Genomic DNA, 16,291 nt, shown 5'->3' with positions numbered 1-16,291 from the left:
CAGCGGCGGCAACTACGAGAAACTGGTGGCCGACAAGACACCGGTCAGCACCACCGTGACCGATACCGTCGACACCACCAACCTCAGCCTCAGTGCCACCGGCACCGTGGCGGAAGGTGGCCAGATCATCTACACCGCGACCCTGACCAACGCCGCAGGCACGCCTGTGACCGTGACCCTGAGCAACGGCGCAGTGATCACCATCGCTGCTGGCGCGACCTCGGGCACTGTCACCGTCGCCGCACCGGCAGATGACGTCTATCTCGACGCCGGCAAGGTCAACGCCAGCATCACCAGCGCCACCGGTGGCAATTTCGAGAAACTGGTCTCGGATACCACCCCGGCAGTGACCAACGTCACCGATACCGTGGACACCACTTCGGTCAGCATCACCGGCAGCGCCTCGGTCACCGAAGGCCAGACCGCCAGCTACACCGTGAGCCTGACCCACCCGGCGCAAACCGAAGTCACCCTGAAGATCAGCTACAGCGGCACCGCCACCGACGGCTCGGACTTCACCGGGGTGTACACCGTGAAGATCCCGGCCGGCGCCAGCAGCGCTACCTTCAACGTGGCCACCATCGACGACAAGATCACCGAGAGCACGGAAAACTTCGTGGTCAAGATCGACTCGGCCACGGGCGGCAACTTCGAGAAGCTGGTGGTCAGCGACACCAATGGCAGCGTCTCCACCTCGATCATCGACAACGATGCACCACCGGTCATCGACCTGGATGCCAACAACTCCAGTGGTGCCACCGGCGCTGACTACAAGACCACGTTCACCGAAGGCGGCAGCGCTGTATCGATTGCCGACACCGACATCAAGATCACCGACCCGGACAGCACCCAGCTGACCGGCGCCACCGTGGTCCTGACCAATACTCAGCCAGGCGACGCGCTGAATGTCGGCAAGGTCAACGGCATCACCGTCACCTCGGCCACGGACCCTGCCACCGGCAAGATCACCCTGACCCTGTCGGGCAACGCGACGCTGGCCGACTACATGCAGCAGATCAAGAACATCACCTTCACCAACAGCAGTGAAGACCCGAGCACCACGCCACGGACCATTACCGTGACCGTGACCGATGGCGGCAACTACTCCAACGTTGCCACCACCACGGTCAACGTGGTGGCGGTGAACGATGCTCCAGTCGCCACCGGCGGCGCCGTGACCGGCACCGAAGACACCGCACTGGCCCTGACCTGGTCCAACTTCGGCGTCAGTGATGTCGACAGCCCGGCGGCCAGCCTCGGGGTGAAAATCACCCAGCTGCCGAGCGACGGCAAGCTGCAGTACCTCGACGGCTCGACCTGGAAGGACGTGGCCAACAACCAGACCTTCAGCAAGGCCGATATCGATGCCGGCAAGTTGCGCTTCACCCCTGATGCCAATGAATCCGGCACCAATGGTTACGGCGGCAGCGGTGTGGGCAACCAGCAGGCGGATTACGCACAGATCAAGTTCCAGCCCACTGACGGCCAGGCCCTGGGCAACACCGGCACGGTGAACATCGACATCACTCCGGTGGCCGATGCGCCGAGCCTGGGCGTGGCGAACAACAGCGTGAACTCCATCGGCCTGCTCAAGGAGTCCTGGACCAGCCTCAACGGCCTGGGAACCAACGGCAACGGCATTACCGGCGATGCGCTCAAGGCGGTGTTCAACAACTCCGGCAATCCGACCAGCAGCTCGACAGTGACCAATGCCCAGTCCGATGCCAACGTCGCAAGTGGCAGCGGCTCGAAGACTTCCGGCCTGATCTACCTGGAAGCCGGCAAGACCTACAGCTTCAGTGGTAGCGGCGATGACAGCCTGCTGATCACCATCGGCGGCAAGAACGTGGCAACCGCGCTCTGGGGCTCGGGCGGCGGCATCAGCGGCTCGTTCACCCCGACCACCAGCGGCTACTACACCCTGGACATCTACCATGCCAACCAGAGCGGCCCGGGGAGCTACGACGTCAACCTGTCGGTCAATGGCGGTGCGGCTGTCGACCTGAGCAGCTCCAACATCCCGATGTACCCCAACGAAACTGCGCTGAACAATGCCGGCGTCACCCTTTCTGACCTGCACGGCAGCAACGGCGAGGGCTACTACGACGGCTACAAGCTCAATGAAGGCGCCGAAGGCGGCAGCGTCAAGCTGGCGAAGATCACCACCGCTCTGACCGATACCGACGGATCGGAAACCCTGAGCGTGAAGATCAGCGGCATCCCGGCCGGCTCGGTACTCAGCGATGGCGCCGGGCACACCTTCACCGCCACCGCAACCAACGGTGAAGCCAATGTCACCGGCTGGAACCTGGGCAGCCTGACAGTCACGCCGCCGCCGTACTACAACGGCACGTTCAACCTCAACGTGACCTCGACCTCCACCGAGTCTCTGGGCGGCTCTGCCAGCACTTCGGCGCAGATCCCGGTCAAGGTCTACCCGGCGACCTACAACGCCGTGGTAGCGACCTCGGGCGACGACACCGTCATCGGCACCGACGGCAATGACATCGTGGTGGCCGACATCGGCGGCCTGACCGTTGTCCCGGGCACCAACTACAACATCGCCTTCATGGTGGACAGCTCGGGCAGCATGAGCAGCGCTTCGATCACCGCTGCCAAGAATTCGCTGACCTCGGTCTTCAACACCTTGAAGAACAGCATCGGCGGCAGTGGTTCGGGCACGGTGAACATCTTCCTCGCGGACTTCGATACCCAGGTCAACAAGTCGGTGTCGGTGAACCTCAACGACCCGAACGCCCTGGCCCAGCTCAAGGCGGTACTGGACTCGATGTCTTCCGGCGGCGGCACCAACTACGAAGACGTGTTCAAGGCCACGGCCAACTTCTTCAAGAGCAGCCAGGCCACCGGCAACAGCAACGCCACCAACCTGACGTACTTCATCACCGACGGCCAGCCGACCTTCTACCAGAGCGGCGAGCAGACCAACCCGAGGCTGTACGGCAACGTGTACCTCGATGACGTGGTGACCACCAGCAACTACAAGCTGGGGAATAGCTTCAGCACCTACATCGACAGTACCCACTACCTGACGGTGAACAACGCCGGCACGGTGGTCCTGCAGACCGACAATGGCAGGACCTGGGACTACAAGACCCTGGGCACCCTGCACGCCCAGGGTGACGGCACCTATGAGCTGTCGAACCTGGCGGGTACCGGCAACAGCACGGATTACTACACCTCCATTAACTCCAGCAGCGGCTTTGCCTTGCTCAGCGGCCTGTCGACCGTGGAAGCCATTGGCATCAACAACGGTGTCAGCCTCAACGACCTCAAGCCCTACGACAGCGATGGCAAGCCACAGACCAACATCGACCCGAACGACCTGGCCAACTCGATCATCGGCCATACCGAAGCCACCATGCCGGGGGCGGACACCGTCAGCGGCGGCAATGGCAACGACATCCTGTTCGGCGACCTGGTGAGCTTCAACGGCATCGCCGGCGAGGGTTACCAGGCGATCCAGGCCTATGTGGCCAAGCAGAGCGGTGTCGATGTCAGCAAGGTCACCACCAGCAACGTGCACCAGTACATCACCGAGCACTACACCGAGTTCGATGTCTCCGGCAGCCACGACGGCAACGACACTCTGCTGGGAGGCGCCGGCAACGACATCCTCTTCGGCCAGGGCGGCAACGACCTGCTCGACGGTGGCAAGGGCAACGACATCCTCTTGGGTGGTACCGGCAACGACACCCTGATCGGCGGCGCGGGCAATGACATCCTGATCGGTGGCTCGGGTGCCGACACCTTCGTCTGGAAGGCGGGCGACACCGGCAACGACGTGATCAAGGACTTCAAGGCCAGCGAAGGCGACCGTATCGACCTGCGCGACCTGCTGCAGGGCGAAAGCGGCAGCACCATCGACAACTTCCTCAAGATCACCACCGTGGACGGGGTTTCGACCCTGCAGGTCAGCTCCGAAGGCAAGCTCAACGCCGCCGGGGGCCTGGCCAACGCCGACGTAACGATCAAGCTGGAAGGCAACAACTGGTCCAATGCCAACATCAACTCGTTGATCGCCGGCAGCGACCCGACCATCAAGATCGACCACAACAACAGCTGATCGGCCTGGGCCAGCCACCCGTCACGGGTGGCTGTCAGGGCCTGGCAAACCGCATGCGCCGTGACGATTGTCTCGGCGCACCGCATACTCGCGCTCTGAATGCGGGGTTAGCCTATGCTCCTGACAGCCCGACGCCGAAACACATGCCTGAGGGATTTGCCATGTTCTACGTGCAACGCGATGCACAAGGTCAGCTGGTTCGCGTGGAAGCCGCCGCGTTTGCCGAGGCCACCGAGACCCTGCCCGCCGATCACCACGAGATCCAGACCTGGTATGCCAATGAGGCAGTAGAGGTCAGTCTCAAGCAGCTCAAGCAAAGCGACCTGGAGATGATCCGGGTACTCGACGACCTGATTCAGGTCCTGACCAGTAAGGGAGTGATCCGCGTCACCGACTTGCCGACAGCGGCCCAGGCCAAGTTGATGGATCGCAGCCAGGCCCGTGAGGCCCTGGGTGGCCTGAGCCGGTTGATCAATGATGACGAGACCGGATTGATCTGACGCTTCGCCGGCAAGCCGGCGAAGGCGGCATCAGCCCCTCAACGCCAGGGCGCCGGCTCGCCGAACAGTTGCCCCTGCACGCCATACAGTCCCATCTCGCGAATCACCTGCAGCTCTCCCGCGGTCTCGACCCGCTCGGCAATCAGCGGCAGGTCGATGCTGTGGGCCGCCCGCTGGATGGCCTCGATGAACAGGCGCTTGTCGCTTTCCTGATCGATGTCGCGGATGTAGCTGCCATCGATCTTCAGGTAGGCCAGGCCCAGGCGCGCCAGGTTGCCGATCATGCTGAAGCGGCCACCAAAACGCTGCAGGCTGAGGGAGAAACCCAGCTCCCGCAGGCGCCGGGTCAACTGTTCCAGCTGGATCTGTTCGGGCAGTTGCTCTTCACCGATTTCCAGGGTCAGGCGCGAGCCCAGGTCGGAGTGCTGGCGCAGAGTCTCGAACACTTGGTTCAGGGCCTGAGGATCCGCCAGGGTAGCTGCCGAGAGGTTCAGGGCCAGACTGTGCTGGTGCCCGGCCATCTGCTTCAACACCTGTTCGAGCATCAGCTGGTCCAGGCGCGAGGTCCAGGCGAAGCGTTCCAGCCATGGCAGGAAGTGTCCGGCCGGGATGGTCTGGCCCTGCTCGTCCAGCAACCGCGACAACACCTTGTAATGCAGCACCAGCGTAGTGTCCTGGGCCGCCACCACCGGTTGGAAATACAACTGGAAGCGTTGTTCCGCCAGCGCCTGGTCCAGCAAGCGGTGCCAGGCATGATGGTCATCCCCGCCTCGGGCACTGACGCCCTGATCCAGGCACGCCCAGCCGGCATCACCCTGGGCTTCGGCCTGGGCCAGGGCCTGATCGCCGAGGCTCAGCACTGCTTGCAGCGAATCACCATGGGCAAAGGCCGCCAGGCCGATGGAGGCGACCGAGGCCACATCGGTGGCACCGGTGGCATGCAGGTTACCCAGGGCGCTGTCCAGGTTCTGGGCCAGCTGGATCGCTTCTTCGCGCACCAGCCCCGGCGCCAGCACGGCAAACTCGCCACCACGGACCCGGGTTACCAGGTTGTGGGTTTCCGGGTACTTGTTGCACTCGCGCAGCAATTGCTCGCCCACGGCCTGCAACAGCTGGTCAGTGCGCTGCCCGCCCAGGCGCTGGTTCAGCCCAGCCAGGTCCTTGACCCGCAACAGCAGCAGGTAACCTGAGCTGGCCTGCTCCGGGTTGCTCAACCGGGCATTGAGCTGCATCTCGAAATACCGGCGGTTGGCCAGCCCGGTCAGGCTGTCCTGATAGGACTCGATGCGCAGCTTCTCGCTGCGCTCGGCCTGCTCCTGGAACAGCGCCTTGAGCTTCTCGACCATCTGGTTCATCGCCTGCACCACCCGACGCAACTCCGGGGTGCGGGGCAGCTGTGGCAGGCTGAGGAACTCGCGACGGGCGATCGCGTGGGATTGTTGCACCATGTAGTCCAGGGGCTTGAGCTGGCGACGCAGCAGCAGCGCACCGAGTACTGCGCTCACAGCTCCGCAGATCAACAACCAGCCCAGGCTGCCCAGAGCGCTCTGCCAGAGCTTGGCCACCGCGAACATCGGGTGACTGAGCACCTCGACCCGCGCGGCCTGCTCCCAGCCACGGCTGACGATGGCGTCGCCGCCGGCCGGCTCCAGGCCAATCAGCTTGACGAACCACTGGGGTACGTTGCCGACTTCCGGAATGCCACTGCGCTCGACGATGGTCTTGTCGGTCGCCAAGTCCACCACGCGGATGCTGGCGTAATAACCGCTGTCGAAGATCGAGCTGACCATCAGCTCGACCATCGCCGGGTCATCGATGTTCGGGGTCAGCGACAGGGCCAGCGCCGTGGCGGCATCCTGGGCGTGGGAGCGCAGCTGGTTGACGTACTGGGTGCGCGAACTTTCCAGGCTGACCATGAAGCTGCCGCTAAAGGCGACCACCAGGAACACACAGATTGCGATCAACAGTTGTTTGAACAAAGACATCTGAGCTCGTGCTCCTAGTTAGTCGTCTCGACCGGAAAACCTTCGGCCTGCATTTTTTTCAGCACATCCTGCCAACGGGACAGGCGCTTGGTGTCGCCGACCCGCTTGTTGCCCTTGGCCCCCGGCAGCCACAGCCCCTCGGCATTGAAGGAATACACCGGCAGCAAGTCGGTACGCTCGCTGGCCGGGCGGATCGAGTCCTCCAGGCTGTCGAGCACCAGCGGCATGGCATCCGCCGTGGAATAGTAGGTCAGGACCATGTGCGCACGGTTCTGGCGCAAGGCCTTGACGTAGGTGATACGCAGTTTGTCACTGGACACCCCGAGGTGGCGCAGGCTGAAGTACTTGGCGATCGCATAGTCCTCGCAATCGCCGGCGCCCTTCCACAAGGCCTCGATCGGCGTCTCCCAGTAATCCACCTGGTGCCACAGATCGATGTCTTCCACATAGCGCATGTTCTTGTTGAAGAACAGGTTGACCACCTTCAACTGCTCAGGCTCGGACACCTGCTTCTGCGTGGCCAGCAAGTGCTGCCAGGCATCGATGCGCTGCTGGCCCGCACCCAGCGGACCGTAGAGCGCCGTGGCACGGCGGCTGATCAGGGAAAAGTCCCAATCGGCCTGCAGGCTGCCCAACAGCACGCCTGCCAGCAGCAGTGCCGAGCAGAACCAGCGCAAGGTCCGGGAAAGAGTCAAACGTGCCGCCAATGCGATGAGTCCATGGGAGCTGTCGTAAATCGGCTGATGGTGCAGGCTGGCCCGGCAAAAAACAATGGCACCTTACAATCACCGCTCACCGAGCAAGGGCCTGCACGGACCTTCAGAGAATAGCTGCAACCCTCATTCCAGGCACTGCGTTGGATAAAGGATTTGCCGAGCCCAGGCGTGCATTCAGCGGCAGCAGCCACTATGTTAGAAGCCACCTGCAGGCTGGGGGCCCCACCACCCGCCTGTCACTTGCTTAAGGAAAAGCTGTGTACACCGACACCCGACAATGGACGCTGGTGATCAATTCAGGGCAAAACACCCGGATCCGCTTGATCTGCTTTCCCCAGGCCGGAGCGGCGGCGGAACAGTTGCGGGTGTGGTCGACTGGTCTTGCCGATCATATCGAGTTGGTGGTGATCAACCTGCCGGGCCATGGCCCGCGCCGCGACGAAATGCCCTGTGACAACTGGCCGAGCCTGCTGGAAAACACCTTTGCGGCCCTCGACCCCTGGCTCGATAAACCCCATGCCCTGTTCGGCCACGGCCTGGGCGCCTTGCTCGCGTACGAAACCTGTAAATACGCCCAGGAACATTTCCCCCGGAAGACTCGCCACCTGTTCGTCTCCGGCTGTCGCAGCCCAGACAGCCTGCCCCGGCGCCCCTTGCTGCACTCGCTGCCAATCGCAGCCTTTCGCGAGGCGCTGCTGACCCTCGGCGCCAGCCCCCTGGAAATGCCCCGTGGGCAGAACGACCTGCAATCGTACGAACGCTTGCTGCGCAATGGCTTGAAGCTCTTCGAGACCTGGTACGACACCTCCAGCGGCTGCCTCGACATTCCGTTGACCGCCTTCTACGGCAGCGAAGACCCACTGGCGACCGCCAACCACATGCTCAACTGGCGTGAGTTCACCGGGCGCGAGTTCGAGCTGATCGAGGTGGCCGGCAACCACTTCTTCATCAAGTCGCAACGCCAGCGCCTGTTGCAGGTGATCAATACGCACCTGGGGCTGCTGGGAGAGCTCCCGGCCTGAACGCCGGCCATGAAAAAGCCCGCCCTGCAGTCATGCAGGAGCGGGCCTTGGGGTCTTGCCGGGGCTGCCTCAGATCTTGAAGCTGTCGACCAACTGTTTCAGGCGGCTGGCCTGCTGCGACAGCGCATCGCAGTCTTTCAGGGTTTCATTGAGGTTGGCGACGCCCTGCTGGTTCAGCAGGTTGATCTGGTTGATATCGACGTTGAGGGTCTCGACCACCGCGGTCTGCTCCTCGGTCGCGGCGGCTACCGACTGGTTCATGCCGTCGATCTCGCCGATCCGCTGAGTCACGCTGATCAGCCGTGCACCAGCCTGGTTGGCCACTTCGACGCTCTCTTCGCTGGACGCCTGGCTGGCGTTCATGGTCGATACCGCTTCGCGGGAGCCGACCTGCAGCGAGGTGATCATCTTGTGGATCTCTTCCGCCGATTCCTGGGTACGGTGGGCCAGGTTGCGCACTTCATCGGCAACCACGGCGAAACCACGCCCGGCTTCACCGGCACGGGCCGCTTCAATGGCAGCGTTGAGGGCCAGCAGGTTGGTCTGCTGGGAGATGCCCTTGATCACGTCGAGAATGTGCCCGATGTTATCGGTGCTGGCATTCAGGGTTTCGATCTGGGTGCAGGACAGGCTGATCTTCTGCGACAGCTCGGTCATGGCCTGGATGGTCTGCTCCACCACCTGGCGACCGTCGTCGGCCTGATCGCTGGCGCCACTGGCGTGCTGCGAGGCATCGGCGGCGTTGCGGGCGATTTCCTGGGTGGCAGCCCCCAGTTCGTTGATCGCCGCGGCCACGCTGTTGGTGCGGGCGCTCTGCTCGTCGGAACCGATGATCGAAGCGTTGGACGAAGCCATCACCCGCTGCGACAGATCGTGAACCTGGCGCGTGGCCGAGGACACTTCGGAAATCGATGCGTGAATCCGTTCCACGAACTGGTTGAAAGAACTACCCAGTTCGCCGAACTCGTCCTTGCTTTCCACGACCAGGCGACGGGTCAAGTCGCCCTCGCCCTGGGCAATGTCCTGCATCGCGCGGCCCATGGTGATCAGTGGACGCATCAGCACCTGGATCAGCAGGGTCAGCAGCACCGCGATCACGCCCACGGCGATGAACATCGCGATCAGCGCCGAAGTGCGGAACTGGCTAAGCGGCTCGTAGGCCTTCTGCTTGTCGATGGACAGACCGATGTACCACTGCGCATTTGGCAGGCCGGTCACCGGGGTGAAGGAAAGGATGCGTTCCTGCTTGTTGAGGACCACTTCCTGGTTGCCACTCTCGATCCGCACATTGGCGCCCGGGTAGATGTCCTTGAGGTTCTTCATCACCTGGTCCTTGTCCGGGCTGACGATCACCTGACCGTCGGCACTGACCAGGAAGGCATGGCCGAGGCCGCCAAAGTCCACCGAGTTGATGATTTTCACCAGTGTTTCCAAGCTGAGGTCACCACCGACCACGCCCAGCAATTCGCCCTGCTTCTTCACCGGCATGGCGATGGTCACTACCAGGCCACCAACAGCCGCCATGTAGGGCGGGGTCAGCATGGTCTTGTCGGCGGCTACCGCTTGTTTGTACCAGGGACGCTGACGGGGGTCGTAGTCGTCGGGCATCTTCGCGTCGGGACGCTGGGTAAAGGTGCCGTTGGCCTGGCCGACGTAGGTGAACTGGAAGTTCGACGTGAAGGCCGGCTGGTCAACCAGCCCGGGGAAGTCGGCGTTGCTGCCTTGGTGAGCGACGTTCTGTGCAAGGTTCTCGAGTACCAGGATTCGCCCGCTCATCCAGTTCTGCACACTGCTGGAGGTCAGTTCACCAGCCTGCTGGATGGAGGATTCGAGGTTCTGTCGGATAGTGTTCCGCTGCAGGTAGTCGTTGTACAAAGTGAACAACGCAAAAGCGAGAACCACTACGCCGGAGGCGGCCAAAAGGATTTTATGGCTGAACTTGAGATTCATTTCATGGGACTTCTTATGCCGAAAGTGGGGATGCGTCCGTAAAGCAACATTCCATGTAACAGCGCAGGCGATGTTCTCTGACCGCTCTACTTTGGTGCACGCATGTCTTATCAGTTTTTCGGCAAGAATCCCCGAACCCTTAGAGATTTATCTGAATTACTCGTCTGAATTTGCAGAATCCCGCCAAACGGTGTGCCAGAGCATCCACAGCCTGTTTTCAGATGACCGACCGCGCCCTGCTTATTGCCAAATCGATAAACCTTCAATGACAATGCGACTAATTATCATTTGTGACGCTCAGGCAGTCCGCATCCATGTCATCTCCCGAGTTCGCCGTACAGACGCTATACAGCCATCATCATGGCTGGCTGAACAGCTGGTTGCGTCAACGCCTGGGCAACGCCGCGGATGCTGCTGACCTGGCCCAAGATACTTTCGTACGCCTGTTGCAGAAGACCGAACGCCTGGAGCTCAAGGCGCCACGGGCCTTCTTGCGCACCATCGCCCGGGGCCTGGTGATCGATCATTGGCGACGTGAAGAAATCGAACGCGCCTACCTGGAAACCATCGCCCACTTACCTGAAGCCGAGACCCCCGGGGCTGAAGCTCGGACACTGATTCTAGAGCTGCTGGAAAGCATTGCGCGCATGCTCGAAGGATTGAAGCCCAAAGTGCGCCAGGCGTTTCTCCTGGCTCAGTGCGAAGAACTTACCCACAAGCAGATAGCCCAGCAGATGGGCCTGTCCCTACGCACCGTGGAGCGCTATGTGGCCGAGGCGCTCTATCACTGCTACCTGCTGCGCTATGAGAGCTGACGCCTGTGGATAACTATTCCGGCAGTGTGCCACTCCAACCCAACCCCGATCACCTGGTGGTCAAGCAGGCGATCAACTGGCTGCTGCGCCTGCGCAACAACGGCGCCAACTCCAAGCTGCAGCAGCAGTGCGATCAGTGGCGGGCCGCACATCAGGAGCACGAGCTGGCCTGGCAGCGGGTGCAGTCGTTGCATCAGGAACTCAATGCCAACCTGCGAGCGGTGCCCGGGGCCCAAGTGGCATTGCACACCCTGGAAAACAGCAGTCAGCGCCTGGGCCGGCGCCAGGCCCTGAAACTGCTCAGTGGCGCCCTGCTCATGGGGTCCAGCGCCTGGGTCGGCGGCGACCTGCTGGGCTGGCAACAATGGACCGCGGATTTCGCCACGGCGGTCGGCGAGCAACGGGGTTTCCAACTGCCCGACGGCACCCGCCTGGAACTCAATACCAACAGTGCTGCAGACCTGGACTTCAACGCGCAACAACGCCTGATCAAATTGCGCCATGGCGAAATCATGGTGTCTTGTGGCGGCGATCAGGACGGCATCCGGCGTCCGCTGCTGGTGGAGAGTCGCCACGCCCTGCTGGAAGGCTTCGATGCCCGTTTCGTGGTGCGCCAGGAAGATCGCTGTACGCGCCTGAGCGTGACGCACGGCAGTGTGGCCATTCATTCGCCGCACACTGCAGACGGCCGTACCGCCCGAGTAGAGGCGGGCCAGAACTATCGGATCGATCACCGACTGGCAGAACCGGTCTCGCCGCTGGCAATGGACGTCGGTGCCTGGGCCGACGGCCTGATCGTGACTCGCAACATGCGCCTGGATGATTTTCTGCTGGAGGTGGGCCGTTATCGCCATGGCTACCTGGGATGCACGGCGGCCATTGCCGACTTGCGCCTGTCCGGGGTGTTCCGCCTGGAAGACACCGAGAAGCTGCTGGCCATCCTACCCCAGACCCTGCCGGTGCAGCTGCGCTACCGCACACGCTGGTGGGTGACCCTGGAAGCTGTGGCTTGAGTTGGCCTGTCGAGATTTTTTTTGGCGGGTTTGCGCTGGACGTCCGGCTTAGTCAGTAAGCACTTCAATCTGCTTCCTGCGACTTCAACGGAACCCATCATGACTGTCCGCGATCACCGCCCAAGCTTTCTCTGCGCCCAGACTTTACGCCCCGCTGTCCGTGCCGCCCTGCTGTGCTCCAGCATCGGCCTTGGGGCCATAGCGCCGCTGGTGCAGGCCGCCACCAACGGTGCAGAGGCTCCCCACCACAGCTATAACGTAGCGCCGGGCAATCTCAGCGATGCACTCAACCAGTTCGCTCGCCAGGCAGGGATCACCCTGGCGAGCACTCCTGCCCAGACTCAGGGCCGTCAGTCGCCCGGGCTGCAGGGCAATTATTCGATCACCCAGGGCCTGAACCAGTTGTTGCTGAACTCGGGACTTGAGGCGGTCAGCCAGGATGGCAGCAGTTATGTCCTGCGCGCCGAGCCCCAAGGCAGTGCCCTGGCCCTGCCGACCACCGAGGTCAAGGGCTTTGCCCTGGGCAATGCCCTGGGAGACATGGAAGGCTACAACGCGACACACAGTCAGATCGCCACCAAAACCAGCACCGCGCTGCTGGAGACGTCCCAGAGCGTTTCGGTGGTAACCCGCGAGCAGATGGACGATCAGGGCGCACAGACCGTGTCCCAGACCATGCGCTATACCCCCGGTGTACTGACCAACCCCTATGGCGCCACGCACCGCTACGACTATGTGGCGATGCGCGGCTTCAATGACGGCTCGGTGGACAACATCTACCTGGACGGTCTCAAGTCCATGGGCGACAGCGGTACCTACAGCAGCATGCAGGTCGATCCCTATTTCCTCGAGCGGGTGGACATCCTCAAGGGGCCGTCATCGGTGCTCTATGGCCGCAGCTCGCCCGGTGGCCTGGTGGCCCTGACCAGCAAGAAGCCGCTCTATGAGCCCTATCACCAGATCCAGGCGACAGTAGGCACCCAGGGTAAGCAGGGGCTGGGGTTCGATTTCAGTGGGCCATTGGATGATGACAAGCGCATTGCTTATCGCCTGACCGGCCTGACGGACAAATCCGACACTCAGTTCGACCACACACAAGAAAAGCGCTTTGCCCTGGCACCGACCTTGAGCATCGACTTCAGCGACGACACTTCCCTGACGCTCCAGGCCTACCTGCAAAATGACCCTGACGGCGGCTACCACGGCGGAATGCCGGCCAACGGCACCCTGAATCAACGCAACGGCCAGCGTATTTCCGAGCACTTCTTCGAGGGTGAGCCCGGCATCGATGGCTACAAGCGGGATCAGCAATCGTTCGGCTATCAGTTCGAACACCGTTTCAACGATGTCTTCACCGCGCGGCAGAACTTCCGCTACCTCGACTCCAAGGTGAAGCTCGATCAGGTGTATGCCTATGGCTGGACCAACACCACCAGCAACGACTTGAACCGCTACTACTCGGGCGGGGATGAAAAGCTTCATTCCTTCATCGTCGATAACATGCTGCAGGCCGAATTCCTCACCGGTGACGTCAAACACACGATGCTGCTGGGGGCCGACTATCAGCGCCGCAAGACCGTGGTGGACTGGGACCAGGGAACGCTGCAGGCAATCAATGCATTCAACCCGGTGTATGGCAACTCGACGATCAATTACTACAGCCACACCAGCTATGTACGACGCCTGGAGCAGACCGGCGTGTACCTGCAAGATCTGATCGAGCTGAACCAATGGCGCTTCTCACTGGGGCTACGCCAGGACTGGGTGGAAACCTCGGATGAAAACCGCCTGGCTGAGGACAAGCGTCCGCTGGGTACCGAGATCACGGACAAGCGCACCAAGCTCACCGGCCGTGCAGGGGTGCTCTATCTGTTCGACAACGGTCTGGCCCCCTACCTCAGCTATTCAGAGTCGTTCAACCCCAACTCCTATGCCGACAGCGCCGGCAATCCGCTTCCCCCCACAGATGGCACCCAATGGGAGGCGGGCCTGAAGTACCAGCCTCCGGGCACCGACCACTTGTTCACCGCTTCGGTTTTCCGCATCGACCAGGAAAACCTCGCGTCGAAACTGCCCCAGGAAAACTTCTACCGCGCGGTGGGCGCCGTTCGCTCCCAGGGCCTGGAGCTGGAAGCGCACATGCAACTGAGCGACAACCTGAAGCTGCTGGGCAGCTACACCTTCACTGACATCAAGTATTCAAAGTCGATGATCAGTACCTTGAGCAGCACCAATAATCTGATCGAGAACAAAGGCAACTCTCCTACCCAGGCGCCGCGGCAGATGGCTTCGCTGTGGGCCGACTACAAGTTCGACAGTGCGGCGCTCGATGGGCTGCGACTGGGAGGTGGCGTGCGGTATGTGGGCTACAGCTGGGCAGATGCCGAGAACAGCATGAAGGCGCCGGCCTATACCCTGTTCGATGCTTCGATCGGCTATGACCTGGGCAAGGTCGGCCTGAAGGGAGTGGATGTACGCCTGAATGCCAACAACCTGACCAACGAGTCGTACGTCGCCTCCTGTGCGAGCCTGAGCTACTGCTACCTGGGTGAAGAGCGCAACGTCGCTGCCACGGTGAGCTACCAGTTCTAATCAAGGTGATTCCTACAAAGCCAGCGCCTGCCAACAGCCGCTGGCTTTGTCGTCTCTACGGGAAAATGTCATGCGCGCCGTTCTGGTTCTGTTGCATCGCTACATGGGTCTAGCCACTGCATTGTTTCTGTTGCTGGCAGGGCTGACAGGGAGTGTCCTGGCCTTTCACCACGAGTTGGATGAATGGCTCAATCCCCAGTTCTATCAAGCCTCCGCAAAGGGTCCGGTACTAGCCCCGGGGTCTCTCGTGGATCGAGTGCAGGCCGAGCATCCACGGCTGCAGGTCTGGTACATGGAGTATCCCCAGGAGGCAGGACACACCGCGCTGCTGGCGGCAGTGCCACGCAAGGATCCAACTACCGGGCAGCCTTACCCCGAGCGCAATCAGGTGTTTTATCTGGATCCGGTCAGTGCCGAGCAGCAGGGGCAACGCTTCTGGGGAGCCTGTTGTTTCCAACGGGAAAACCTGATGCCGTTTCTGCTCGAGTTTCACTACAACTTGAGCCTGCCCGGCAACTGGGGGCTCTGGTTAATGGGGTTGGTGGCCATTGCCTGGGTCATCGATTGTTTCGTGGCCTTGCTGCTCACCCTACCCCGTGGCCGTCCATTCTGGCGCAAGTGGTCCACAGCCTGGAAGATCAAGGGAGGGCATGCCTACCGACTCAACTTCGACCTGCATCGGGCAGGTGGATTGTGGTTATGGCTGGTACTGCTGCCGATCGCCATCAGTAGCGTTGCGATGAACCTGCCGAGCCAGGTCTTCAAACCGGTGGTGTCATTGTTCTCAGCCATCGAGCCGAGTGTCTATGAGGCCCGTGGGCGCCAACCTACGGCAGAACTGGGGGTTACCCGGCTGACTTATCAACAGGCTTATGAGCGAGCCTTGGAGGAGGGACGGCGACTGGGTTTGAAGGAGGCTGTTGGCGAGCTGTACTACAGCTTCGAATACAACTTCTATGGAGCGGGCTTCGGCCAACACGACACCCAGGCTCACGGTAAATCCTGGTTATTCTTCCACGGTACGGATGGGCGTCTACTGGGCCAGGAAATAGCCGGGGAAGGCACTCTGGGAGAACGCTTCTATCGGCTGCAATTACCGATACACGGAGGCAGGATCATCGGGATGACGGGACAGCTGATCATCGCTGCTTTGGGCATTCTGATCGCCATGCTGTCGCTGACAGGCATCTACATTTGGTGGCGCAAATTGATTGCTCGCAGAAGCGGCAAGATACGCAGGGGCCGAGAGTAGGGATCAGGCTGGAACGGTCCCCGTGATCGCTTGTTCGACACAGATCTGCATGAGTAATGACTTGCGCCTCGTGCTCGCGGTATCACCTTATGGCTTTATTCAGCGCAAAAACAAAACCCCTGTCTGCGTAAGCAGACAGGGGTTTTGGAATTCAATCTTGACGATGACCTACTCTCACATGGGGAAACCCCACACTACCATCGGCGATGCATCGTTTCACTTCTGAGTTCGGGATGGGATCAGGTGGTTCCAACACTCTATGGTCGTCAAGAAATTCTGTGGCCAACCCGTTGTGCTCGAAAGCCAACGTATCGGCGAAATCAGTAACTTCTACTATAAAGACAAAACCCCAATTGCTTTCG

Annotated in this window: 10 protein-coding genes, 1 rRNA gene and 1 pseudogene; 7 read left to right on the top strand and 5 right to left on the bottom strand. The window is 61.3% G+C overall.

What is annotated here, in order from left to right:
* Both U873_RS0133960 and U873_RS0133955 read left to right on the top strand, forming a co-directional pair.
* A partial coding sequence (locus U873_RS0133960) for an immunoglobulin-like domain-containing protein (RefSeq protein WP_025132472.1) occupies nt 1–4,084 on the top strand: 4,084 nt, incomplete at its 5' end.
* 161 nt (nt 4,085–4,245) lie between these two features.
* A complete protein-coding gene (locus U873_RS0133955; protein WP_025132471.1) occupies nt 4,246–4,584 on the top strand; it encodes a hypothetical protein in 339 nt (112 codons plus the stop codon).
* Nucleotides 4,585–4,622: 38 nt separating this feature from the next.
* On the opposite strand, the gene lapD is transcribed toward U873_RS0133955, so the two are convergent.
* A complete protein-coding gene (gene lapD / locus U873_RS0133950) occupies nt 4,623–6,569 on the bottom strand; it encodes a cyclic di-GMP receptor LapD (RefSeq protein WP_025132470.1) in 1,947 nt (648 codons plus the stop codon).
* 14 nt (nt 6,570–6,583) lie between these two features.
* Nucleotides 6,584–7,276 (bottom strand): cysteine protease LapG, encoded by a 693-nt coding sequence (lapG, locus tag U873_RS0133945; protein ID WP_025132469.1) that lies wholly within the window; start codon nt 7,274–7,276, stop codon nt 6,584–6,586.
* 266 nt (nt 7,277–7,542) lie between these two features.
* Here lapG and U873_RS0133940 point away from each other — a divergent pair, with 266 nt between their 5' ends.
* On the top strand, nt 7,543–8,307 hold the full coding sequence (locus tag U873_RS0133940) for a thioesterase II family protein (protein WP_025132468.1): 765 nt from the start codon (nt 7,543–7,545) through the stop codon (nt 8,305–8,307).
* Nucleotides 8,308–8,376: 69 nt separating this feature from the next.
* Here the strand turns inward: U873_RS0133940 and U873_RS37785 are convergent, their stop codons facing one another.
* On the bottom strand, nt 8,377–9,162 hold the full coding sequence (locus U873_RS37785; RefSeq protein WP_371261384.1) for a methyl-accepting chemotaxis protein: 786 nt from the start codon (nt 9,160–9,162) through the stop codon (nt 8,377–8,379).
* Nucleotides 9,163–9,231: 69 nt separating this feature from the next.
* Nucleotides 9,232–10,257, bottom strand: a pseudogene (locus tag U873_RS37780) (cache domain-containing protein); the annotation flags it as partial.
* A 314-nt stretch (nt 10,258–10,571) separates the two neighbouring features.
* Here U873_RS37780 and U873_RS0133930 point away from each other — a divergent pair.
* The 4 genes from U873_RS0133930 to U873_RS0133915 all read left to right on the top strand — a co-directional run bounded on the left by U873_RS0133930 (nt 10,572) and on the right by U873_RS0133915 (nt 15,929).
* Nucleotides 10,572–11,072 carry a sigma-70 family RNA polymerase sigma factor gene (locus U873_RS0133930; RefSeq protein WP_025132466.1) on the top strand — a complete coding sequence of 167 codons (501 nt, stop codon included), beginning with the start codon at nt 10,572–10,574 and terminating at the stop codon, nt 11,070–11,072.
* Between the two features lie 5 nt (nt 11,073–11,077).
* On the top strand, nt 11,078–12,085 hold the full coding sequence (locus tag U873_RS0133925; protein ID WP_025132465.1) for a FecR domain-containing protein: 1,008 nt from the start codon (nt 11,078–11,080) through the stop codon (nt 12,083–12,085).
* Between the two features lie 99 nt (nt 12,086–12,184).
* Nucleotides 12,185–14,677, top strand: a complete 2,493-nt coding sequence (locus tag U873_RS0133920; RefSeq protein WP_025132464.1) for a TonB-dependent siderophore receptor — start codon at nt 12,185–12,187, stop codon at nt 14,675–14,677.
* A gap of 70 nt (nt 14,678–14,747) precedes the next feature.
* Nucleotides 14,748–15,929 (top strand): PepSY domain-containing protein, encoded by a 1,182-nt coding sequence (locus tag U873_RS0133915; protein WP_025132463.1) that lies wholly within the window; start codon nt 14,748–14,750, stop codon nt 15,927–15,929.
* Nucleotides 15,930–16,084: 155 nt separating this feature from the next.
* On the opposite strand, the gene rrf is transcribed toward U873_RS0133915, so the two are convergent.
* Nucleotides 16,085–16,200, bottom strand: a 5S ribosomal RNA gene (rrf, locus tag U873_RS0133910).
* Between the last annotated feature and the right edge of the window lie 91 nt (nt 16,201–16,291).

The organism is Pseudomonas sp. PH1b (assembly GCF_000633395.1).
In the GTDB taxonomy this organism is placed as follows: Bacteria; Pseudomonadota; Gammaproteobacteria; order Pseudomonadales; family Pseudomonadaceae; genus Aquipseudomonas.
Note: the sequence above shows the minus strand (reverse complement) of the source record. Positions and strands in the feature narration are given on the sequence as shown.

Bases quoted from the DNA above. Each gene is read 5' to 3' on its own strand.
- U873_RS0133955 (WP_025132471.1), top strand. From the start codon at position 4,246: ATGTTCTACGTGCAACGCGATGCACAAGGTCAGCTGGTTCGCGTGGAA.
- lapD (WP_025132470.1), bottom strand. From the start codon at position 6,569: ATGTCTTTGTTCAAACAACTGTTGATCGCAATCTGTGTGTTCCTGGTG.
- U873_RS37785 (WP_371261384.1), bottom strand. From the start codon at position 9,162: ATGGCTTCGTCCAACGCTTCGATCATCGGTTCCGACGAGCAGAGCGCC.
- U873_RS0133930 (WP_025132466.1), top strand. From the start codon at position 10,572: ATGTCATCTCCCGAGTTCGCCGTACAGACGCTATACAGCCATCATCAT.
- U873_RS0133920 (WP_025132464.1), top strand. From the start codon at position 12,185: ATGACTGTCCGCGATCACCGCCCAAGCTTTCTCTGCGCCCAGACTTTA.
- U873_RS0133915 (WP_025132463.1), top strand. From the start codon at position 14,748: ATGCGCGCCGTTCTGGTTCTGTTGCATCGCTACATGGGTCTAGCCACT.